The following is a 19,111-nucleotide window of genomic DNA, read 5'->3' on the forward strand; positions in this document are numbered from 1 at the left end:
AACAAGCGAAATCATCGTTCACCCATTTCTCCCCGCAGGACGTCCTGACATGACATATACCGAAAATCTCTGGCTTTATTTCACCTTGCTGTTCGGCATCATCATCTTGCCGGGTATCGATATGCTGTTCGTCCTGGCAAGCTCCTTGACGGGCGGCAGGCGGGTCGGCTTCGCCGCCACATCCGGCATCGTGGCGGGCGGTGCCGTGCATTCGCTTTACGGTGTAGTCGGTATCGGCCTGCTGGCAAGCCTCATTCCGGTGCTTTTCACGCCGCTTCTGATCTTTGGTGCGGCCTATATGATCTGGATCGGCATCGGCCTGATGCGCAGTTCCATCGTCATCGAGGGCGACGAGGTGCGTGCCAGCGCATCGGTCTGGCGTGCGTTCCGGCGCGGCATGGTCACCTGCCTCAGCAATCCGAAAGCCTATCTTTTCATGATGGCGGTGTACCCGCAGTTCCTCAAGCCAACCTATGGCCCGATCTGGATTCAGGGCGTCGTCATGGGTTTGATGACGGCGGGCACACAACTTGCCGTTTACGGCACTCTGGCCCTGACGGCTGGCAAGAGCCGGGATTTGCTGGTGTCTTCTCCGAACATGACGATTTTTATCGGTCGGGCTGCGGGTTTGCTGCTCGTTCTCGTGGCCGGTTTCACGCTCTGGGCGGGCATCGCACGGCACTGATATGCGCCTGATTTCGCTTTGGAAATCACTGGAATGTGACTTCTTTTTGCCATGTGGAGCATGCATCTTCTTTTCGTTCGTCAAACGTGTCGCAAAAGTGTGTCCTGTTTTGCGATAAGGATCAGGTGACGACACGAAGCATACACCCCGCCGGTGCGCGGACCCAGGAGAGAGATGATGAAGCTTAGAACCATTGCCGCTTCCATAATGATAGGCTGTCTTTGCGCCGGTGCGGTTTCCGCAGCCGGCGAAGTCGAAAAGCGCGAAGGCCTGATGAAGGGCATCGGCGGTGCCATGGGTGCCCTGGGTGCCATCGCCAAGGGTGAAAAGCCCTATGACGCGGCCACCGTCAAAACCGCTGTGACAACCATCAGCGCCAACGCCAAGGCTTTCCCGGATCAGTTCCCGGCCGGTTCTGAAGGCGGCGCGGCGTCTCCTGCGATCTGGCAGAACTTCGCAGACTTCAAGGCGAAGTCCGAAAAGCTCGGCACGGATGCCGACACGGTTCTGGCGCAACTGCCGACCGATCAGGCCAGCGTGGGTGCAGCGATGAAGACGCTGGGTGCCGATTGCAGCAGCTGTCACCAGGCCTACCGCCTCAAGAAGTAAACTATGCAGTGGTCCGCCGGTCGTCTGGCGGGCCTTTTCTTGCGATCATTCCATGAATGGAGACGGCAATGGCGTCCATCTGGGCAAAGCTGGCGGGCGGTGCTGTTGTCGCCGGGGCCGCAGGGTTTGGCATTTTCCTGTGGGTCACCGCGCCGGAGCGCCAGTCGCCGAGCCACTGGGCCAATCTGGGCGAGCCCAATCTTGCCAATGGTGAGACGCTGTTTTGGGCGGGCGGTTGCGCAAGCTGTCACGCCGCGCCAAATGCCACGGGCGATGCGCTGAAGACGCTGTCCGGCGGCCAGGCGCTGCCAAGCCCCTTCGGCACCTTCCATATGCCCAATATCTCCCCCGATCCGCAGCATGGCATAGGTAGCTGGACCGTCGCGCAGTTCGGTGATGCCATGACGCGCGGCGTCGGCAGGAACGGCGAACATCTCTATCCATCCTTCCCCTATGCGTCCTATGCGCGGATGACGCCGCCAGATATCAACGACCTCTTCGCGTATCTCAAGACCCTGCCTGCCAGCAGCAATGACGCCCCGGGCCATGATCTGCCGTTCCCCTTCAACATCCGTCTCAGCCTCGGCGGCTGGAAGTTCCTCTATTTCGACAAGGGCCAGCCACGGGTCGAGCTTGCCAATGCGGATGCGGACGTTGTGCGCGGCCAATATCTGGTGGAAGGCCCCGGCCACTGCGGCGAGTGCCACACCCCGCGCGATGCGCTGGGCGGGTTTGTGAAAGATCAATGGCTGGCGGGTGGCCCCAACCCCGAAGGCGAAGGGCGCATTCCCAATATTACCCCCGGTTCACAGACCATAGGCGCATGGACGCAGGCCGATATCGCCAGCTATCTGGAAACGGGTTTCACGCCGGATTTCGACAGTGCCGGTGGCTCCATGGTCAAGGTGCAGCAAAACATGGCGCGCCTGACAGCCGAAGATCGCAATGCCATCGCCGCCTATCTCAAGGCCGTCCCGTCGCGGTAATTGCCCATTGACTTGAACGTCCACGCGCCGGATAACGGTTGTGTAATGGTCTTTCCGGGTTCGCCCGGAAAGTGAAAAGGGAACACGATAGAGGCACCAGCTTCGATTCGTGGCTGCCCCCGCAACTGTGAGCGGATAGCCTGAAAACGAAAAGCCACTGATCTGGCGCATCGACGCGAAATCGCCTTCGATTTCGGAACGTATGATGCAGATACAGACGGATCGGGAAGGTGTTTTCAAGGTTACGACCCGTGAGCCAGGAGACCTGCCATTGCGTGAAGTGTCGTCAATACCGGCGGGGTGTCCGGGTAAGCACGGTTGGCAGGTCGGTTCGTCCGGCCCTTAAAACCATGTGTCTCTTTTCCCCGTGGTGAATGTTGAATGCGGTCGTGCGGCTTTTGATCAGCAATGCGCCCACCCGCACAGGAAAGGGTCACCATGTCTATCCAGCAGAACACGGCTACATCAGCCGTATCGTCAAAAACATCGAAGATCGCACAGTCGTTGACAGCCGCCGCTCTCGGCCTGTTCATCGTCGGTTTCGTGGGCTTCTCGCATGTCGAGGCCATGCACAATGCGGCGCATGATACGCGCCACGCCAATGCCTTCCCGTGCCATTGAGGGGAGCCAAACCATGCCATTTTTCCGCAATATCGTTTTCACGGCCGTTCTGGTGGGGTTGATTGCAGGTCTTGCTGTCAGCGCCATGCAGGCCATCGGCACGACGCCGCTCATCCTTCAGGCCGAAACCTTCGAAAATGCCGGTGACGAGGCCGCGCCTGCCCACAGCCACAATGCCGCAACACCTGCGGATCATCACCATGACGCTGAAGCCTGGACGCCAGCCGACGGTTTCGAGCGCAACGCCTATACCATTGCCGCCAATGTGCTGACCGCCATCGGTTACGCGCTGGTGCTGACGGCGTTGATATCGTTGCGTGGTTCCGAAGGCGGCTGGCGTGAAGGTCTGTTCTGGGGTCTTGCAGGCTTTGCGGCCGTGATGCTTGCCCCCATGATCGGCCTGCCGCCGGAACTGCCGGGAACCCCCGCCGCTGCCCTGGGCGCACGCCAGATATGGTGGGTCGCAACTGTTGTCGCGACGGCGGGCGGACTGGCGCTGCTCGTGTTCAAACGCGCGGAGCCATGGGCGGCCATTCTGGCCGTGGCGTTGATTGTAGCGCCCCATCTTATCGGTGCGCCGCTTCCACCGGCGGGCGAACATGCACTGGCACCCCTGCCGCTGGAGCGTCGTTTCGTGGTTCTCGCCTCCGTGACCAGCTTTGTGTTCTGGCTGATCCTCGGCTCGCTCAGCGGCCTGTTTTTCAAGCGTTTCGAAACTGCCCGATAAGATGAAAAACGCGGTGGAATGGAGCGATGAACTCGACGCCCTGCGTTTTTCCGTTCCCGGTCATGGCGCGTATTGCGCCATGCATCGGCTGGCCTTCAAGGCGCTGCTGAAAGCAGAACCGGGGAGGGAAGCCTGCCTGTCGTTCTTTGCGGAAAACAGCGATGCGTTTCTGGCCGCCGCCTTGGCCAAGGTGACGCGCCTTTCATTATCCTTCGACCGAAGCCTGCACATCAACAGCCGCGATGTCAGGCGTGCCATGACGGGAGACCCACTCGGTGGAACGGCCCGCGCTTGTGGCGTGCTGGATCGGCTCCGCTAAGAATCTCCTCTGCGTCGATGGAATGTGACGTGGCAGAGGATCAGAGGACACGGCAGCGTTTGTGGCTCACCCCCCTCTGCCTTGTCAGGCATCTCCCCCTCAAGGGGGGAGAACAGCAAGACGCTCTCTCTTCACTCCATCCTCAGGGTTCAAGATGACCGAGAGCAATCCACGAGTCGATCTCCCCCCCTTGAGGGGGAGATGTCCGGCAGGACAGAGGGGGGTGAGCCACAAACGCTGCCGTATCATTCCACCCTACGACCGCTTCACATCGCGCTCGACCTTCCTCTCGGCCATATCGTCATCCAGTCTGCGCAGTCGCTCAAGGCTGGGAAGCGTCTGCCCAAAGTGCCTGTCCGGCGGCAGCAGCGTATAAGGCTGCGGCTCTTTCCTCACGGGCGGATTGAGCCTGCGTAGATGGTAAAGATAGAGCGCTGCGAACCCGAGCGCAAAGACGCAGGGCATATAGATCAGCAGCACTTTGACCTCGTCGGACATCATGCGGAAGGTGTGCAGAAGATCGGCCCAGACGCTGTATGTTTCCATCGCATTTCCCCATCGGCAAGGGTCCGCACGAAGACGCGCAGCACGCCGCCATCCTGTTGAAACGGAAGCGACCACCGGAGGGGAAACCTCTGGTGGCCGGGGAGTTAGAAAGCCGCAAGTGAACGACCACCCTGACCTTTAGGCTTGCGCCTTGAACATACGCCAGAGCCTCCCCGGCCGTAGGCAGAGGAGCTATATATAGTCACAATGGACCGCCTCAGCCATAATTATATGGCTGAGGGGTGTCATCACGGTCGACACCGACCGTCACTTGAGGGGTTTCTATGCCCCAAGACCAGTCCGTTACGTCTGGTCCCACTGCAACCTTAGCGAAAGTTATACGGTTGGGAAATAGCTAGATTTAGCATGCGGCATGCCACCCGCAGCGGGGCCGAACAGGCTTTCGGATTTACGCCAGCGCCTGCATGAAGCGCATGCCAGTGACGGGGCGGGGGACGAAGTCCATGTTCTCGTAGAATTTATGCGCGGCGAAATTGCCGGTGGCAGCGCCGACGGACAGGAAATCGCAGCCGCAGCGCTTGGCGACATCACGGGCGCGCGATACCAGATGCTGGCCGGTGCCGTGGCCCCGGTGTCCGTCGCGCACGAAAAGATGGTGCAGTTCCATACCGCGACGGCCTTCCTGCGCTCGGTAGAGCGGCAAGAGAATGGCGTAACCGATCAGCTCACCTTCGGCCTCGGCTACCAGCGCGGTGATCCAGGGGATCTGGCCGAACAGATCGCGCTCCAGCTTCGCAGCCGTAATCGCCGCCGCATCGCCATGATGGCTGGCCAGCAGCGTGATCATCTCGTTGAGTTCAGGCAGATCGGCCTTGCGTGCACCACGAATGGTCACGACGGGCGGTCTGGGCAGTGTCAGAAGGCTGTCTTCGGTCATTGTCTCGTCCTTCGGGTTCTGGGTGGAGTGCCGTCAGGACGCTTGAAAACAACAAAGCCGCCTGACGGCGGCTTGTTGACAAACTGATCTGTCGAGCCGCCCTTAAAGGAAGGCCCAAAAATACGTGCAGGAGATGGGTGCGCGTGCGTTGATCATGGCAGGATTGATGCGCTGGAATGGGAAGGCTGTCAAGAGCGATTTGGGATGTGAGTTCTGGGTACAGGCGGGTTGGTAGTTAAAGTCGCAGGAAAGACGAACCGAAAGGATGCGATATAGGTTGTAGTAAGGTAGTGGAGCTCTGAAATTCGTTTTGGTTTGTATATTGTCGACATGATAGAACGAGGTCTCTTAGCGCCTAAAACAGTTATTTGGGTGCCTTGACGATGTTTGAAAAATCCTGATCGTTTAGCTCGATCTGGTTCTTGTAGACTGCGTATATTGCACAGGCGTCAGAAATAGCGGAGTCAATAAAGTCGAGTAGAGAAATCACCTGCTCGGCGGTAAGGATGGCATTTAACTCGATGATGGTCACCTTGTCAGCGTGTCGATCAAGAGTGCTGATTTTCTTCGCAATATCATCCAGTTCCGACCTTATCTCAGCGACATCTCTATCAAAGATGCGCGCATTAATCTTAGTCAGATGATAGATGATGTTGAAGGCGGAAAAATTGAATGCGAGGATTCCGCAGCATTCCTGCTCACATATGGTTTCGCAGGTTTTGCAGAGGGCCGAAACGTTTGGAGGGAAGGTAATTTCCATTATGGATTGTATATAGCACAATATATTGCAAGTGAACAGTCAGGCACCTGCTACCTCGGCAGGAGCACGCCAATTGTGGAAGGGAGCGCTGCATCATGAAGTCGAGAAGACTGGATCGCAGGACATGAGAGCAGAACTCAAAAATTTCGATGTGGTGGGATGGGATGGTGAATGTTTTTTTCCAGACGATACCGAATATTTCGGCGCATTACTGGACTTGAAAATAGGCCCTTTCGACAGCAAAGGCGGAGACAATTTCTCTGCTATCGTCTGCACTCCATTATGGTTTGCAGATAACATTTTAAACCCCAGGCCAATGCACGAAACCCATGAAAGACATTCACGTCCTCGTTTTGGTCGACACCATCTATTTGTGAAATCTTTCAACGAGCGCGCTATCCGTGCTGCAATCGAAAGTTTTATTGCAGATCAAACTGCGGATGACTGGAACGGTCTTGCGCTGCTTTTAAGCAGAGACCTTGCATGGGAGTTTGAGGACTACGTTGAATTTAAAGAATGACAATATGATTCGATAAGGGGCAAGACCAATCACGGGACCGATATGCGAAAAGCTCATCAAGGCCGCGCCATCCGGTTAGGATTGCCGTGATGGTTTTGCATCGTTGTCATAGGTCTCGCCACATTCAATCTCTTCCCTCAATGCTCATGCTCACACAACGCATGGTTCGACAGTGCCCGAATAACATAGCAATCCTCGATCGAATGACCGTCGCAATGGGAGACGATGCGCTCCAGTTCGTGTTCGAGCTTTTTCAGCTTGGCGATCTTTTCGCGGACGGTTGTCAGGTGGTCGGCGGCGATGCGGTCTGCGCCGGCGCACGGCATTTCGCGGTGCTGGCTGAGCGCGATCAACTCACGGATGGCATCGATGTTGAGGCCGAGGTCGCGCGCGTGTCGCACGAAGGCGAGGCGTTCCAGATCGGATTTTTCGTAGCGGCGCTGGTTGCCTTCCGAGCGTTCTGCCGCGCGCAGCAGCCCCATCTGCTCGTAATAGCGAATGGTCGGCACCTTGACGCCGGTGTTTCGCGACAGATCGCCAATCGAATACATGATCTCTCCCTATATCTCTAGTTTCTAGAGATATAGCTAAGTTGAGCAAGGGTGACAAGGCGGCGTGTGAGCGCGCTTGCGCAGATCATCAGATCCATATAGCATACCCCCCTATATTATATTGAAAGAACGCGATGTCACACACGACCGAGAACAAGGACAAGCTCGTTGCGCGCATTCGTCGCCTGAAAGGGCAGATGGAGGCGGTGGAGCGGGCGCTCGACGGCGGCAAGCCTTGCGGAGAGGTGCTGCAATTGCTGGCATCCGTGCGCGGTGCGCTGTCCGGCCTGACAGGCGAAGTGATGCTGGAGCATCTGCATGAGCATGTGCTGCATGCGCAAAACGACGAAGAGCGTGCCCGTGCCACGGAAGAGTTGGCGCAGGTTCTGAAAACCTACATTCGATAGAGGTGCGCCATGACGGCAACGACAGATCACTCTCATCCTCATCCTCATCCTCATCCCCATGCACATGGCACGCACAGTCACGTCTTTCTGGGCCAGGACCATGAGCGCAACGAGCGCCGGGTCTGGGCGGTCATCGCGCTGACGACGGCGATGATGGTGGCGGAAATCGCGGCGGGAAGCTGGTTCGGCTCCATGGCTCTGACGGCGGATGGCTGGCATATGGCAACCCATGCCGGTGCGATGCTGATTTCGGCGCTCGCCTATCTCTATGCCAGTCGCCAGATCAAGAATGCCCGCTTCACGTTCGGCACCGGCAAGTTCGGTGATCTCGCGGGTTTCGCCAGCGCCGTCGTGCTGGGTGTCGCCGCATTGATGATTGCCTGGGAAAGCCTGCTGCGGTTTTTTGCGCCGGTGGACATCGATTTCAATCAGGCGATTGCCGTCGCAGCCATCGGTCTTGTCGTCAATATCGTCAGCGCATGGCTGCTCAAGGATGACGGCCATCATCATGACCACGGTCATGGCCATGCGCATGGAAGTCACGCCCATCATGGCCATCACGCTCACCATGAAAGCCATGGCGGCAGGGACAACAATCTGCGCTCAGCCTATCTGCATGTGCTGGCGGATGCCCTGACATCGGTTCTCGCCATTGTCGCGCTGCTGTTGGGCAAATGGAACGGCTGGACGTTTCTCGATCCGGCCATGGGCATCGTCGGCGGCATCGTCATTGCGCGCTGGTCCTGGGGGCTGTTGCGATCCACGGGGGCGGTGCTGGTGGATGCGGTTCCGCGCGCTCGGGATCTGTCGACGGAAATTCGCAGCAGGCTGGAAACGGCGGAAGAGCGGATTACCGATCTCCATGTCTGGCAGGTGGGGCCGGGTCATCATGCGGCCATTGTCGCCATCAAATCACACTCTCCACAAGCGCCATCCTTCTATCGACAGAAGCTGGAAGCGATCGGGGAATTGTCGCATATCACGGTGGAAATCAACGCTGCTCATCCGGGATGAAGCAAGAGGGGCGGGTGCGTTCTGAAGAATCAAGCCCTGATAATATGGACTGCGCCGCTCGTTAATCCGATGTTAACGATAAACCTGTCATCTGACCACGCCCTGTAAAAAGGCGTGATGTATCTTCAGTGTTCGGTATAGGCCTGACGAAGCCACACGGATTCGACCTGGGACATAGGCTGAGTGGCGCTGCCCTGGGAGGCGGCATCGTTGGCTGCGGCTTCGTTGTTCACAGTCCATAAAACGTTGGCAAGCGATGTCGCCTCCAGCGCGTTGACGAAGGATATCTTGCTGCCGCTGAGCGTTGCCTGCTGCTGTTCTGGCGCAACGGTCTCGGTCGATCGCTTCTCAATGTGCTGCGACCGGGGATGATGCGCCGATCCGCCGATATTGTTATCGATATTCATAGCAAGCCTCTCTCTGCCTGATTAACGAAGTATTAATGGCTGAAGCTTGCGCGAGGCTTGCGTCGTCGCACTCAGGCGTGTGTTGACCGCTTGACAGGTCTGAAAGTGGTGCTTCGTTTTTGCATTTTTGGGACTTGCAAAATGGGAAAAGGCCAGCTTTTAGCGATTCTCCAGAGTAGGAGGCCCTCCGCAACGTCAGTCGCGAAGGGCAGGGAGAATCACGCGATGCGCTTTTCCGGCTGCGGGGCAGGCTCGGTCGCCACCGCTGGCGGCGGCGCTGCCTCAGCCGTTGCCTCGTCATCCTGCGTGGCTGGTGTCACCATGGCGGCCATCAGCGTCTCGATGCCGATGCTGCCCACCGTCTTGCCGTCCTCGTCCACCACCTGCGCGGTGGTCTCGTTGGCGTCGGTCATATCGCGGGCGATGTTTTCCAGAGTGTCCGTCTCCAGAACCGAAATGGTTTCCTCCGCAGTGATGGCCGGTTCCATCACGGTCGTTGCCTGAAGCACACGTCCGCGGTTCACGTCCCGTACGAAGTCGCTGACATATTCATTGGCCGGATGCTGGATGATGCTCTGCCCATCGCCCTGCTGCACCATCTCGCCGTCTTTCAGGATTGCGATATGGTCGCCCAGCCGTAGTGCCTCGTCCAGATCGTGCGTGATGAAGACGACAGTCTTCTGCAATTCCTGCTGAAGATCGAGCAGCATCGTCTGCATATCGACACGGATCAGGGGGTCGAGCGCGGAGTAGGCCTCGTCCATCAACAGAATGTCGGCATCGTTGGTCAGTGCGCGGGCAAGGCCGACACGCTGCTGCATGCCGCCGGACAGCTGGTTGGGGTAGTTGTCCTCGTAACCATCGAGGCCCACCCGGTTCAACCAGTAACGACCCTTTTCGAGGCTGTCCTTGCGCGCCACGCCCTGAATATCGAGACCGTAGACGCTGTTTTCCAGCACGGTCCGGTGCGGCAGCAGACCGAACTTCTGGAACACCATTGCCGTCTTGTGGCGACGGAAATCGCGCAGGCTGGAACTGCTCATGGAGCAGATGTCCTGCCCGTCATAGAGCACTTCGCCAGCGCTCGGCTCGATCAGCCGGTTGATGTGGCGAATGAGGGTGGACTTGCCAGAACCCGAAAGCCCCATGACCACGGTGATCTTGCCGCCGGGCATGGTGATGTTGATGTCGTTGAGACCGAGAACATGGTTGTGCTTCTCGTTCAGCTCGGTCTTGCTCAAGCCGTTCTTAACGGCGTCGAGGTGCCTCTCAGGGTGCTTGCCGAAGATCTTGTAAAGATTTCGGATTTCGATGTCCTTAGCCATGTTGCACCTCGCGATATTTCTGCAAACGCTTGCCGAAGGCCTGGCTGGCACGGTCGAACATGATGGCGATGGCCACCAGCGCGAAGCCGTTCAGAAAGCCGATTGTGAAGAACTGGTTGTTGATGGCCTGAAGCACGTTCTTGCCCAAGCCGCCGACGCCGACCATGGAGGCGACCACGACCATGGCGAGCGACATCATGATGGTCTGGTTGATGCCGGTCATGATGGTGGGCAACGCCAATGGCAGTTGCACATTGAACAGCTTCTGGGTGTTGGAAGAGCCGAAGGCATCCGCCGCCTCCAGCGTTTCCCGGTCCACCATGCGAATGCCCAGATTGGTCAGACGGATCATCGGCGGTATCGCGTAGATGACGACCGCGATCAGGCCCGGCACCTTGCCGATGCCGAAGATGACGACGACGGGGATGAGATAGACGAAGCTCGGCATCGTCTGCATCACGTCGAGACCGGGGTTGATGAAGCGCTGAAGCCGTTCAGACCGTGCCATGAGAATGCCCAGCGGCAGGCCGATGGCGACTGCGATCAGCGTGGCGATTGCCACAATGGAAAGCGTCGTCATGGCGTCACGCCACAGGCCGACCGCGCCGATCAGGCACAGCGAAACGGCGGTACCGAGTGTGATGCGGAAACTGCGTCCGGCCAGATGGACCATGGCCAGCAGGCCGAGAAAGATAATGATCCACGGTGTCTGCGTGAAAAAGCGTTCGGACGAATTCAAAAACAGCTGCAGCGGGTGCACGACCGTGTCGATGACATCGCCGTAGCTGCGAACGATATCGCGAAACCCTTCATCGATTGTCTTGCGCGCCACGCGCATGGTGCTGTTGCCAATGGCCGGAAACTTGCACAGCATATCCGGCAGAAGATTACAGAGGGCCATTATTGTTTTTTTCCCTTGTTGATTTTGAGACGGTGCTTGCCGGATAAGGCCGAGTTCGCGGCATCCCCCCCTCTGTCCTGCCGGACATCTCCCCCTCAAGGGGGGAGATCCGCAAGACGATCAAACATCGCCAAAGTCGCGACATTTAAGGTGGGCGGTAGGTCGCCGCGAGTCGATCTCCCCCCTTGAGGGGGAGATGCCCGGCAGGGCAGAGGGGGGAAGCCAAGACCGCAAAGGGTCATGGCCACCTTCACTCACATCAGATCGAGGCCTTGATCTTTTCAGCCACCTCGGGCGAAACCCACTTGGTCCAGATATCCTCATGGTTTTCGAGGAAATAGGCTGCACCATCTTCATTGGTGCCCTGGTTTTCGTCCATCCAGGCCAGAATCTTGGCCAGGGTTTCATTGTCCCACTGGCGCTTCTTGACGTATTCGCCAGATGGCCCAGCCTTTTCGGCAAACTCCTTGGTCACGACGGTAAAGACGTCAGCGACGGGGTAGGCGTTCGGCTTGGGATCGGCGCAATCGGCCTTGGCGATGCAATTGTCGTAGGCTTCGCGGTCGAGCGGCACGCCGTCATCCAGCTTGACCATGTCGTATTTACCCATGATCGCGGTTGGCGCCCAGTAATAGCCAAGCCAGCCCTGCTTCTTCTCATAGGCGTTGGAAATGGAGCCATCAAGGCCAGCGGCGGAGCCGGTATCGACCAGTGTGAAGCCCTTTTCACTCGCCTTTCGCGCCTTGAAGAGATTGGCGGTGGTCGGCTGGCAGCCCCAGCCTGGTGGGCAACCGAAGACGGCACCCTTGCTCGCATCTTCCGGGGCCGGGAACAGCTCAGGATGCTTCAACGCATCTTCAACCGTCTTGATATCAGGATGTGCATCGGCGAGATATTTGGGTATCCACCAGCCTTCGATGCCGCCATCGCTCAGAATTTTGACGTCCTGAATGAGGTTGCCGGATTTGACGGCTTCTTCATACGGTGTGCCCAGTGTGTTCACCCACATTTCAGGCGCCATATCCGGCTGGCCTTTTTCGTTCATGGAGGTGAAGGTCGGCGTGGTGTCGCCGGTCACGATATCGACCGTGCAATCATAACCGTTTTCCATGATGAACTTGTCGACATATGCCGCAACACCGGCGGATGCCCAGTTCATTTCAGCGATGGAGATATTCCCGCATGTTTCTGCGGCGTTGGCGGAGCTTGCAGCAGCGGCGGCAAGGGTGAAGCCCGTGACAAGAATGGTCGAGGCGAGGAGTTTCTTCATGTGTAAGACCCCCAAGTCTAATGCAGTGTTTATGTGAGGCATACCGGGGCACTGCAAAGCCCGGCCTGCCAAAGCGTTGGCGCGACAATATCGCTGCCAGAGCGCAGAGCTGAAGCCATGGAGCGTGGATATCGCGAGCGCTAGCTTGCGATGGCTCCATGTCGAATGACATACGCGGAAAGACGAGCGAGAGGCCGTCAAAGAAAAGCCGCTAAGAAGCGACGAAGAGAGCCGCGATCACAGCGGCGGAAAAGCGCATAAATATGTCAACACTTTCTATAATACGGCGAAAGGATGATATTGCAACGCAAAATGCCGCATCGCAGCCATGCGCGGTGCTGTGGAACTATTTTTGATTTTATGTAATACTTTGCGAAATGTCGTTTCTTACTGGCAATATGAACGGCTTGACTGCATTAAAAATTAAAATTCGATTAACGTCAAATATATATTCAAACAACTCTTAATTATGATTTTTGTGGAAAAAAATCTCAAAAAAATGATTTTGGAAAGTATTTTTCTCCGAATTGCGAACGATTCGTCATCCGTGGGGATGAGGGATCTGCGTGGGTTCGGGCCAATACCCACACTCCCCTCATTCCTGTGCTTGTCACAGGAATCCAGCCAGCCCAAGTCCTTGGGCTGAAAGGGCTCTCCCCGCCGCGCAGACGCGCGACGACTGGATTCCTGTGACAAGCACAGGAATGAGGGTGGGGTGACGCGCGAACCTCAAAGGTCAGCCTATCACCACTATCCGCACTTCGTCAGACCGCCTGGCCTTATACACACGGCCTCAAACCGCAGCCTTGCCCGCCACCTTCAAAGCGAACGCATATTCAAACGCGATCTCCTCCAGCCGCTGGAACCGCCCCGACTTGCCACCATGGCCAGCCGCCATATTTGTCTTGAGCATAATCGGTGCCTCACCGGTGGTGTGCTCGCGTAGTTTCGCCACCCACTTGGTCGGCTCCCAATAGGTCACGCGTGGGTCGGTCAGGCCGGAAATGGCCAGCAGCGGCGGGTAGGGCTTGGCGGCCACATTGTCATAAGGCGAGTAGGCCGCGATCCACTGGTATTCCTCTTCGGACTCCAGCGGGTTGCCCCATTCCGGCCATTCCGGCGGGGTCAGCGGCAGGGTGTCGTCGAGCATGGTCGTCAGCACGTCCACGAAGGGAACGGCGGCAATGATGCCTGCGAACTTCTCCGGTGCCATATTGGCGACCGCACCCATCAGCATGCCACCGGCGGAACCACCTTCGGCGATGATGCCGGAATAGGAGGTGAAGCCCTCCTTCACCAGATGGTCCGCTGCGGCAATGAAGTCCTTGAAGGTGTTCTGCTTGTGCTCCATCTTGCCGGTTTCATACCACTCGAAACCCTTGTCCTTGCCGCCTCTGATATGGGCCACGGCATAGACGAAGCCGCGATCGGCCAGCGACAGATTGTTGGTGCTGAAGGATGCCGGAATGGAAATGCCGTAAGCGCCATAGCCGTAAAGCAGGCACGGGGCCGAACCATCCAGCGGTGTATCCTTGCGATAGAGCAGGGACACCGGCACCAGCGCGCCATCATGCGAAGGGGCCATGATGCGGCGGGTGACGTAATCATCCGGGTTGTGGCCGGATGGCACTTCCTGCGTCTTCAGCAGCGTGCGCTCGCGCGTGACCATGTCGTAATCGAACAGCTGGCTCGGCGTGGTCATCGACGAGTAGCTGAAGCGGATGACGTTGGTGTCGTATTCGGCGGCACCATGCAGACCCAGCGAATAGGCTTCCTCGTCAAAGGCAACGCTGTGCTCCTCGCCGCTGACGCGGTCACGGATGACGATGCGCGGCAGGCCATCGCGGCGCTCCAGCCAGATCAGGTGGCGGGCATAGGCATCGATATCCAGAATAAGACGGCCCGGTTCGTGCGGCACGACCTCCGTCCAGTTTTCCTTGCCCGGTGCCGTGACCGGCGTCTGGCAGATGCGGAAATCCTTGGCGTCGCCGTCATTGGTGAGGATGTAGAAGACGTCGCCGCCTTCGCACAGCGAATATTCGATGCCTTCCTCGCGCTCCGCCACGACCTGCGGCTCGGCGGTCAGGTCCTTGGTGGAGAGCAGGCGGTATTCGCTGGTTTCGTGGTCGTGAATATCGATGAAAATGAAATCATCCAGCACGGACGCGCCGACGCCCATGAAGAAGCCGGGGTCCCTTTCCTCATAGACCAGGCGGTCGGAGGATTGCGGCTGCCCGATAATATGGTGGAAGACCTTGGAAGGGCGGTGGTTTTCGTCCTGTAGCGAATAGAAGAAGCTCTTGCCATCCGGTGCCCATGCACCGCCGCCAGCGGTGTTTTCGATCACGTCTGGGAGATCGACGCCGCTTTCCAGCTCGCGAATCCGCAGCGTGTAATATTCCGACCCTTTGTCGTCATACCCCCAGATGCCGCGACTGTGATCGGACGTCTGGTCGAGACCGGCAAGGCGGAAATAACCCTTGCCTTCGGCTTCCTTGTCGCCATCCAGCAGCACATGCTTCTCGCCGCCGCCGCGTGGCGTGCGGAAATAATGCGGCTGCTCGCCACCCGTCACGAACAGCGTGCCGTAGGCGTAAGCACCGTCATTGACCGGCACCGAGGAATCATCCTGCTTGATGCGGCCCTTCATTTCCTCGAACAGCTTTTCCTGCAGTGGCTTGGTATCGGCCATAGCCGCTTCCATATAGGCGTTTTCCGCTTCCAGATGGGTGCGAATGGCCGGGTCCAGAAGCGTCGGGTCCTTGAACATCGCCTGCCAGTTATCCGCCCGGAACCACGCATAATCATCCGTGCGGGTCACGCCGTGATGGGTGTCGGTTACCGGCTTCTTCTCTGCAACGGGCGCTGCAGGCAGGTTTTTGAAAATGGACAAGAGCTACTCGCTTTCATGGGAAATCGGTCTGCGTGTGCACGAAGATGTAGAGCGCGGGCACGGGTCGATCAAGGAGGAAAACTTATTCGGGAGAAGATGCGCTCGGCACAATTTGGTCAGCTTTCGATCACATTTTCCGACTAGATCGCAAATCTGACACATCCGTACCGATGGTGGTCACAGGTGGATTTGCCCTGCGAATCACAAAAACAAGAAACGAAAAGCCCGACAGGATCCCATGCACAAGCTTACGCCCGTTGCACTTCTCGCAACCCTGATCTCTTTGCCCATGGCGCTGCCTGCTTTGGCCATCGACGCCAATGTTCTCAAACAGTTGAACGTCCTTGCCCCGGAAGAACGCCTTGAGCAGCGTTGCGACATCGAAGCCATGGAGCGCATCGCCAAGGACCAGAAGGGCATGAAGCCCGACAAGGTCATCGCTTACGCTTTCGGTGACCCGGACGTCACCTCCGATAGCATCAAGGCGTCGGGTGCGGTGTTCAGAAGCGCGGGTGAGTGGTACCGGCTGCGCTACAAATGTCAGATCACACCATCGACACTCGGCATCAAGGACTTCGACTACAAGGTCGGAGACAAAGTGCCTGAGGCGCAGTGGGCGAAGCATTATTTGTATGATTGAGGTAGCGCCGCTTGGAAACTTCGGTGGCCACATTCTCCACCTCGGTCTAAGATAGAGTTGCCATTCGGCAACGATATCTAACTGATTTCATATTGACATTGCCGCCCGTTGATTTGCCGCTTAATCCTTTTGCCAGAGGGTTTTGGGGATATGTCTATGGATGTGAGGTTTCACGGGCTTTCGGCGTTTCCGCTGACACCGGCGGATGAAGACGGCGTGGTCGATGTCGAGGCATTATCGCGTTTGATCGAGCGGCTGGATGCCGTGGAGGTCGATAGCATCGGGCTTCTGGGAAGCACCGGAAGCTATGCCTATCTGTCGCGATCTGAGCGCCTTCGGGCCGTTCAAGCCGCTGCGGAATGCGTCAAAGGCAAGGGGCCGCTGATCGTCGGTGTCGGCGCTCTTCGCACCAGCGATTCCGTTGCGCTCGCGAAGGATGCGGAGAAAGCCGGTGCCGATGCCTTGCTTCTGGCACCCATATCCTACGCGCCGCTGACCCAGGAAGAGGCCTATCACCATTTCGCAGCCGTCGCCGGTTCGACCAGCCTGCCGCTCTGTATCTACAACAATCCGTCCACGACCCAGTTTGTCTTCGGTGACGAACTCCTGGTGCGGCTGGCCTATATTCCGCATATCCGCGCCGCCAAGATGCCGCTGCTCTCCGACATGGCCTTCAGGGATGAACTGGAACGTTTACGCCCACGGCTGGGTGAGGGTTTCGCCATCGGCTACAGCGGCGATTGGGGCGCGTCGCAGGCGGTTCTGCAAGGCGCGGATTGCTGGTACAGCGTCATCGGTGGTCTGCTGCCGGTGCCGAGCCTTCGCCTGCTGCGGGCAGCCAAAGCCGGAGACGAGGCAGAGGTGCAGCGGATCGAGGAATACTTCCAGCCGATGTGGGCGCTCTTCAAGGAATTCGGCAGCTATCGTGTGGTCTATGCGGCAGCAAACCTTCTGTCGCTCACCCATCACCAGCCGCCCTTGCCGGTGATGCCGCTCAGCGTCAGCGATTGTGCGCGCGTTGAAGACGCATTGGCGACGCTGTCGGAGCTCGATGGTCTGCCGGCCGCCACGCCATAATTCCGGCACTTTACAGGCAGAATGGCCTTGGGCTCCTGATCGAAGAAGGCATAAGACATGCTGAAGACACTTGCTTTTGCCGCAGCGATCGCCGCCTGCGCATCGTCCGTTTTTGCCGGAAACGGCCTGCTTGAGCCGACACTGAAAATGCAGCCCGGCAAAGCCCATGCAAAACGCGTTGCCATCACGCTCGATGCCTGCATGGGCAAAACGGATTTTCGTATTCTCGATACGCTCGTCAACGAGAAAATACCCGCCACCATCTTCGTTACCGCGCGCTGGTTGAAGCACAACCCCGAAGCACTCGCAATCATGATGTCGCATCCCGACCTGTTCGAGCTTGAGAACCACGGCGAAAATCACATTCCGGCGGTTGACACGCCTGTCTCGATCTACGGCATCGCAGCCGCAGGCTCGACAGCGGCGGTGGAACAGGAAGTTGAAGGCGGAAGTCTCGCGGTTGCCTCAGCCACCGGCCATCAGCCGCACTGGTTTCGGGGTGCCACTGCGAAATACACCAACTCTTCCATGGCCACGATCAACCAGCTCGGAGAGCGCGTCGCAGGCTTTTCCATCAATGGCGATGGCGGTTCGCTGCTGGGAGCCAGCACCACAGCCAAACACATTGCTTCCGCCAAAGATGGCGATGTCGTCATCTCCCACATCAACCAGCCCACCCACGAAGCAGGAGAGGGCGTGGTCAAAGGCCTGCTGGCGCTCAAAGCCCGCGGCGTCATCTTCACGCGCCTGGACGATCCAGCGTTTAACGCGCCGTCGAATTGATCAGGACGGCAAATTCGGCACGACCCGGCGGGATGGGAAAAGCTCGCGGGCGACTGTCATGCCGATAAGCGAGAGGGGCAGGGCGAGCATGGCGCCTGCTGCACCCCACATCCATGTCCAGAAGATGATGGCGACGAAGACGAGGAAAGGGTTGATTTCCATGTTGTTGCCGATCACGGCCGGGAAGGCGAGATTCTCCATCAAAAGGTGAATGGTGAAGAAGATGATGGCCGGCATCAGCGCCAGAAACAGGCTGTCATGTGTGAGGATACCCGCGATCGTCAGCGCCAGCGTCATCGCAGTGATGCCGAGGAATGGCACGAAGCTGGAGAGAAACGCGAACAATCCCCACAAAAACGGCATGGCAAGACCGCCGACATAGGCGATGACGACCATGGTTGTGCCCAGCCCGGCATACATCATCGATGCCGTCGCGAAATAGGAACTCAAAACATTTTCGATGGAGGCGATGGTGCGGATGGTGCGCAGGCGTTGGTGACGCTGGGGGAACGCCATGATCATGGCCTTGCGCAGGCGGATGCGGCTGTAGAGAAACAGCAGCAGGGCTGCGAAGAAGATCAGACCCTGCACGATGGCTGGCGTGATGTTGGTGCCGATCACGGCGATGATGTCGCCGCTGCGCGAAATGAGCGATTCCATCGAGATGGAGTTGAGACTGAATGTTGCGGCGGAAAAATTCAGCCACCGCACGCCTTGCAGATACGGCACGATGCGGTCGATGGCCTTTTCGGCAATGCCGGGGCCTTCGCGCGCCAGCGTCGACAGCGGGTCGATCAGCGAATTGATGACGAGAAACACCACCAGTGCAACGGCTGACGACAGGATGACAGCAACCGCAAAGCCTGGGATGCCGTAAGCGCTCAACTTGCTGGCGGCAACCCCGAGGATCATGCCCACCACGATGGCCATGACGATGGGAATGAGGATGATCGACAGCGAGTGGATGACACCCATCAGAACGATAAGAAAGAGGCCGACGGTGGACCATGCGACCGCCACATCGAGCGCTTCTCGGCCCAGGGGCTGCTGGCTGCGCTCTTCTTCATGGGCTGTTGCCAACGCAGTCTGCGTCAGCGGGTCGCGATGATCGTTACGCTCGCTAATTCTCGCAGCCTTTTTGCGATTGTTCGTCGCCTGATCATTCATTTTTC

The 19,111-nt window shown here is 58.0% G+C and carries 22 protein-coding genes and 1 riboswitch; of the genes, 12 read left to right on the forward strand and 10 right to left on the reverse strand.

Annotation, left to right across the window (positions count from 1 at the left end):
* The first annotated feature begins 49 nt into the window (after positions 1 to 49).
* From RMR21_RS03525 to RMR21_RS03550, 6 genes are all read left to right on the forward strand, one after another.
* Positions 50 to 685 (forward strand): LysE family translocator, encoded by a 636-nt coding sequence (locus RMR21_RS03525; protein WP_498669335.1) that lies wholly within the window; start codon positions 50 to 52, stop codon positions 683 to 685.
* Between the two features lie 177 nt (positions 686 to 862).
* Positions 863 to 1,294, forward strand: a complete 432-nt coding sequence (locus RMR21_RS03530) for a c-type cytochrome (RefSeq protein ID WP_498670238.1) — start codon at positions 863 to 865, stop codon at positions 1,292 to 1,294.
* A gap of 68 nt (positions 1,295 to 1,362) precedes the next feature.
* Positions 1,363 to 2,280: a cytochrome c gene (locus RMR21_RS03535; protein WP_498669336.1), complete on the forward strand. Its 918-nt coding sequence runs from the start codon at positions 1,363 to 1,365 to the stop codon at positions 2,278 to 2,280.
* Positions 2,281 to 2,309: 29 nt separating this feature from the next.
* Positions 2,310 to 2,567, forward strand: a riboswitch (cobalamin riboswitch).
* A gap of 151 nt (positions 2,568 to 2,718) precedes the next feature.
* Entirely contained in the window at positions 2,719 to 2,901 is a 183-nt protein-coding gene (locus RMR21_RS03540; RefSeq protein WP_498669337.1) for a CbtB domain-containing protein, read from the forward strand.
* 13 nt (positions 2,902 to 2,914) lie between these two features.
* Positions 2,915 to 3,628, forward strand: a complete 714-nt coding sequence (locus tag RMR21_RS03545; RefSeq protein ID WP_498669338.1) for a CbtA family protein — start codon at positions 2,915 to 2,917, stop codon at positions 3,626 to 3,628.
* Between the two features lies 1 nt (position 3,629).
* Entirely contained in the window at positions 3,630 to 3,947 is a 318-nt protein-coding gene (locus RMR21_RS03550) for a hypothetical protein (protein ID WP_498669339.1), read from the forward strand.
* 255 nt (positions 3,948 to 4,202) lie between these two features.
* Here RMR21_RS03550 and RMR21_RS03555 read toward each other — a convergent pair whose 3' ends face one another.
* The 3 genes from RMR21_RS03555 to RMR21_RS03565 all read right to left on the reverse strand — a co-directional run bounded on the left by RMR21_RS03555 (position 4,203) and on the right by RMR21_RS03565 (position 6,151).
* Positions 4,203 to 4,493 (reverse strand): hypothetical protein, encoded by a 291-nt coding sequence (locus RMR21_RS03555; RefSeq protein ID WP_498669340.1) that lies wholly within the window; start codon positions 4,491 to 4,493, stop codon positions 4,203 to 4,205.
* Between the two features lie 409 nt (positions 4,494 to 4,902).
* The gene (locus RMR21_RS03560; protein WP_498669341.1) at positions 4,903 to 5,391 is read right to left on the reverse strand and encodes a GNAT family N-acetyltransferase; all 489 of its coding nucleotides are present in this window, start codon (positions 5,389 to 5,391) and stop codon (positions 4,903 to 4,905) included.
* Positions 5,392 to 5,755: 364 nt separating this feature from the next.
* Positions 5,756 to 6,151 (reverse strand): DUF6331 family protein, encoded by a 396-nt coding sequence (locus RMR21_RS03565; RefSeq protein WP_498669342.1) that lies wholly within the window; start codon positions 6,149 to 6,151, stop codon positions 5,756 to 5,758.
* A gap of 124 nt (positions 6,152 to 6,275) precedes the next feature.
* On the opposite strand from RMR21_RS03565, the gene RMR21_RS03570 reads away from it, so the two are divergent.
* Complete coding sequence (locus RMR21_RS03570) at positions 6,276 to 6,671, forward strand: Imm8 family immunity protein (RefSeq protein ID WP_498669343.1); 396 nt, start codon at positions 6,276 to 6,278, stop codon at positions 6,669 to 6,671.
* A 137-nt stretch (positions 6,672 to 6,808) separates the two neighbouring features.
* Here RMR21_RS03570 and RMR21_RS03575 read toward each other — a convergent pair whose 3' ends face one another.
* A complete protein-coding gene (locus tag RMR21_RS03575) occupies positions 6,809 to 7,222 on the reverse strand; it encodes a MerR family transcriptional regulator (RefSeq protein ID WP_498669344.1) in 414 nt (137 codons plus the stop codon).
* 134 nt (positions 7,223 to 7,356) lie between these two features.
* Here RMR21_RS03575 and dmeR point away from each other — a divergent pair, with 134 nt between their 5' ends.
* Both dmeR and dmeF read left to right on the forward strand, forming a co-directional pair.
* Positions 7,357 to 7,629 carry a Ni(II)/Co(II)-sensing transcriptional repressor DmeR gene (gene dmeR, locus RMR21_RS03580; RefSeq protein ID WP_498669345.1) on the forward strand — a complete coding sequence of 91 codons (273 nt, stop codon included), beginning with the start codon at positions 7,357 to 7,359 and terminating at the stop codon, positions 7,627 to 7,629.
* Positions 7,630 to 7,638: 9 nt separating this feature from the next.
* Entirely contained in the window at positions 7,639 to 8,643 is a 1,005-nt protein-coding gene (gene dmeF, locus RMR21_RS03585) for a CDF family Co(II)/Ni(II) efflux transporter DmeF (protein ID WP_498669346.1), read from the forward strand.
* Between the two features lie 125 nt (positions 8,644 to 8,768).
* Here the strand turns inward: dmeF and RMR21_RS03590 are convergent, their stop codons facing one another.
* From RMR21_RS03590 to RMR21_RS03610, 5 genes are all read right to left on the reverse strand, one after another.
* Positions 8,769 to 9,050, reverse strand: a complete 282-nt coding sequence (locus tag RMR21_RS03590) for a hypothetical protein (protein ID WP_498669347.1) — start codon at positions 9,048 to 9,050, stop codon at positions 8,769 to 8,771.
* 218 nt (positions 9,051 to 9,268) lie between these two features.
* Positions 9,269 to 10,375 carry a quaternary amine ABC transporter ATP-binding protein gene (locus tag RMR21_RS03595; protein ID WP_498669348.1) on the reverse strand — a complete coding sequence of 369 codons (1,107 nt, stop codon included), beginning with the start codon at positions 10,373 to 10,375 and terminating at the stop codon, positions 9,269 to 9,271.
* Entirely contained in the window at positions 10,368 to 11,276 is a 909-nt protein-coding gene (locus RMR21_RS03600) for an ABC transporter permease (RefSeq protein ID WP_498669349.1), read from the reverse strand. The genes RMR21_RS03595 and RMR21_RS03600 overlap by 8 nt, the downstream gene beginning before the upstream one ends.
* 259 nt (positions 11,277 to 11,535) lie before the next feature.
* Entirely contained in the window at positions 11,536 to 12,546 is a 1,011-nt protein-coding gene (locus RMR21_RS03605; protein WP_498669350.1) for an ABC transporter substrate-binding protein, read from the reverse strand.
* A 793-nt stretch (positions 12,547 to 13,339) separates the two neighbouring features.
* Positions 13,340 to 15,439, reverse strand: a complete 2,100-nt coding sequence (locus tag RMR21_RS03610) for a S9 family peptidase (RefSeq protein WP_498669352.1) — start codon at positions 15,437 to 15,439, stop codon at positions 13,340 to 13,342.
* A 238-nt stretch (positions 15,440 to 15,677) separates the two neighbouring features.
* Between RMR21_RS03610 and RMR21_RS03615 the strand changes: the two genes are divergently transcribed.
* From RMR21_RS03615 to RMR21_RS03625, 3 genes are all read left to right on the forward strand, one after another.
* Positions 15,678 to 16,079 (forward strand): DUF930 domain-containing protein, encoded by a 402-nt coding sequence (locus RMR21_RS03615; RefSeq protein WP_498669354.1) that lies wholly within the window; start codon positions 15,678 to 15,680, stop codon positions 16,077 to 16,079.
* A gap of 156 nt (positions 16,080 to 16,235) precedes the next feature.
* The gene (locus RMR21_RS03620) at positions 16,236 to 17,156 is read left to right on the forward strand and encodes a dihydrodipicolinate synthase family protein (protein ID WP_498669355.1); all 921 of its coding nucleotides are present in this window, start codon (positions 16,236 to 16,238) and stop codon (positions 17,154 to 17,156) included.
* A gap of 57 nt (positions 17,157 to 17,213) precedes the next feature.
* A complete protein-coding gene (locus RMR21_RS03625; protein WP_498669356.1) occupies positions 17,214 to 17,939 on the forward strand; it encodes a polysaccharide deacetylase family protein in 726 nt (241 codons plus the stop codon).
* Here the strand turns inward: RMR21_RS03625 and RMR21_RS03630 are convergent, their stop codons facing one another.
* Positions 17,940 to 19,106, reverse strand: a complete 1,167-nt coding sequence (locus RMR21_RS03630; RefSeq protein WP_498669357.1) for an AI-2E family transporter — start codon at positions 19,104 to 19,106, stop codon at positions 17,940 to 17,942. It lies immediately after the preceding gene.
* Positions 19,107 to 19,111: the final 5 nt, after the last annotated feature.

It is taken from the genome of Agrobacterium sp. rho-8.1, assembly GCF_033957725.1.
In the GTDB taxonomy this organism is placed as follows: domain Bacteria; phylum Pseudomonadota; class Alphaproteobacteria; order Rhizobiales; family Rhizobiaceae; genus Agrobacterium.

Bases quoted from the DNA above. Each gene is read 5' to 3' on its own strand.
- RMR21_RS03525 (WP_498669335.1), top strand. From the start codon at position 50: ATGACATATACCGAAAATCTCTGGCTTTATTTCACCTTGCTGTTCGGC.
- RMR21_RS03530 (WP_498670238.1), top strand. From the start codon at position 863: ATGAAGCTTAGAACCATTGCCGCTTCCATAATGATAGGCTGTCTTTGC.
- RMR21_RS03535 (WP_498669336.1), top strand. From the start codon at position 1,363: ATGGCGTCCATCTGGGCAAAGCTGGCGGGCGGTGCTGTTGTCGCCGGG.
- RMR21_RS03540 (WP_498669337.1), top strand. From the start codon at position 2,719: ATGTCTATCCAGCAGAACACGGCTACATCAGCCGTATCGTCAAAAACA.
- RMR21_RS03545 (WP_498669338.1), top strand. From the start codon at position 2,915: ATGCCATTTTTCCGCAATATCGTTTTCACGGCCGTTCTGGTGGGGTTG.
- RMR21_RS03550 (WP_498669339.1), top strand. From the start codon at position 3,630: ATGAAAAACGCGGTGGAATGGAGCGATGAACTCGACGCCCTGCGTTTT.
- RMR21_RS03555 (WP_498669340.1), bottom strand. From the start codon at position 4,493: ATGGAAACATACAGCGTCTGGGCCGATCTTCTGCACACCTTCCGCATG.
- RMR21_RS03560 (WP_498669341.1), bottom strand. From the start codon at position 5,391: ATGACCGAAGACAGCCTTCTGACACTGCCCAGACCGCCCGTCGTGACC.
- RMR21_RS03565 (WP_498669342.1), bottom strand. From the start codon at position 6,151: ATGGAAATTACCTTCCCTCCAAACGTTTCGGCCCTCTGCAAAACCTGC.
- RMR21_RS03570 (WP_498669343.1), top strand. From the start codon at position 6,276: ATGAGAGCAGAACTCAAAAATTTCGATGTGGTGGGATGGGATGGTGAA.
- RMR21_RS03575 (WP_498669344.1), bottom strand. From the start codon at position 7,222: ATGTATTCGATTGGCGATCTGTCGCGAAACACCGGCGTCAAGGTGCCG.
- dmeR (WP_498669345.1), top strand. From the start codon at position 7,357: ATGTCACACACGACCGAGAACAAGGACAAGCTCGTTGCGCGCATTCGT.
- dmeF (WP_498669346.1), top strand. From the start codon at position 7,639: ATGACGGCAACGACAGATCACTCTCATCCTCATCCTCATCCTCATCCC.
- RMR21_RS03590 (WP_498669347.1), bottom strand. From the start codon at position 9,050: ATGAATATCGATAACAATATCGGCGGATCGGCGCATCATCCCCGGTCG.
- RMR21_RS03595 (WP_498669348.1), bottom strand. From the start codon at position 10,375: ATGGCTAAGGACATCGAAATCCGAAATCTTTACAAGATCTTCGGCAAG.
- RMR21_RS03600 (WP_498669349.1), bottom strand. From the start codon at position 11,276: ATGGCCCTCTGTAATCTTCTGCCGGATATGCTGTGCAAGTTTCCGGCC.
- RMR21_RS03605 (WP_498669350.1), bottom strand. From the start codon at position 12,546: ATGAAGAAACTCCTCGCCTCGACCATTCTTGTCACGGGCTTCACCCTT.
- RMR21_RS03615 (WP_498669354.1), top strand. From the start codon at position 15,678: ATGCACAAGCTTACGCCCGTTGCACTTCTCGCAACCCTGATCTCTTTG.
- RMR21_RS03620 (WP_498669355.1), top strand. From the start codon at position 16,236: ATGGATGTGAGGTTTCACGGGCTTTCGGCGTTTCCGCTGACACCGGCG.
- RMR21_RS03625 (WP_498669356.1), top strand. From the start codon at position 17,214: ATGCTGAAGACACTTGCTTTTGCCGCAGCGATCGCCGCCTGCGCATCG.
- RMR21_RS03630 (WP_498669357.1), bottom strand. From the start codon at position 19,106: ATGAATGATCAGGCGACGAACAATCGCAAAAAGGCTGCGAGAATTAGC.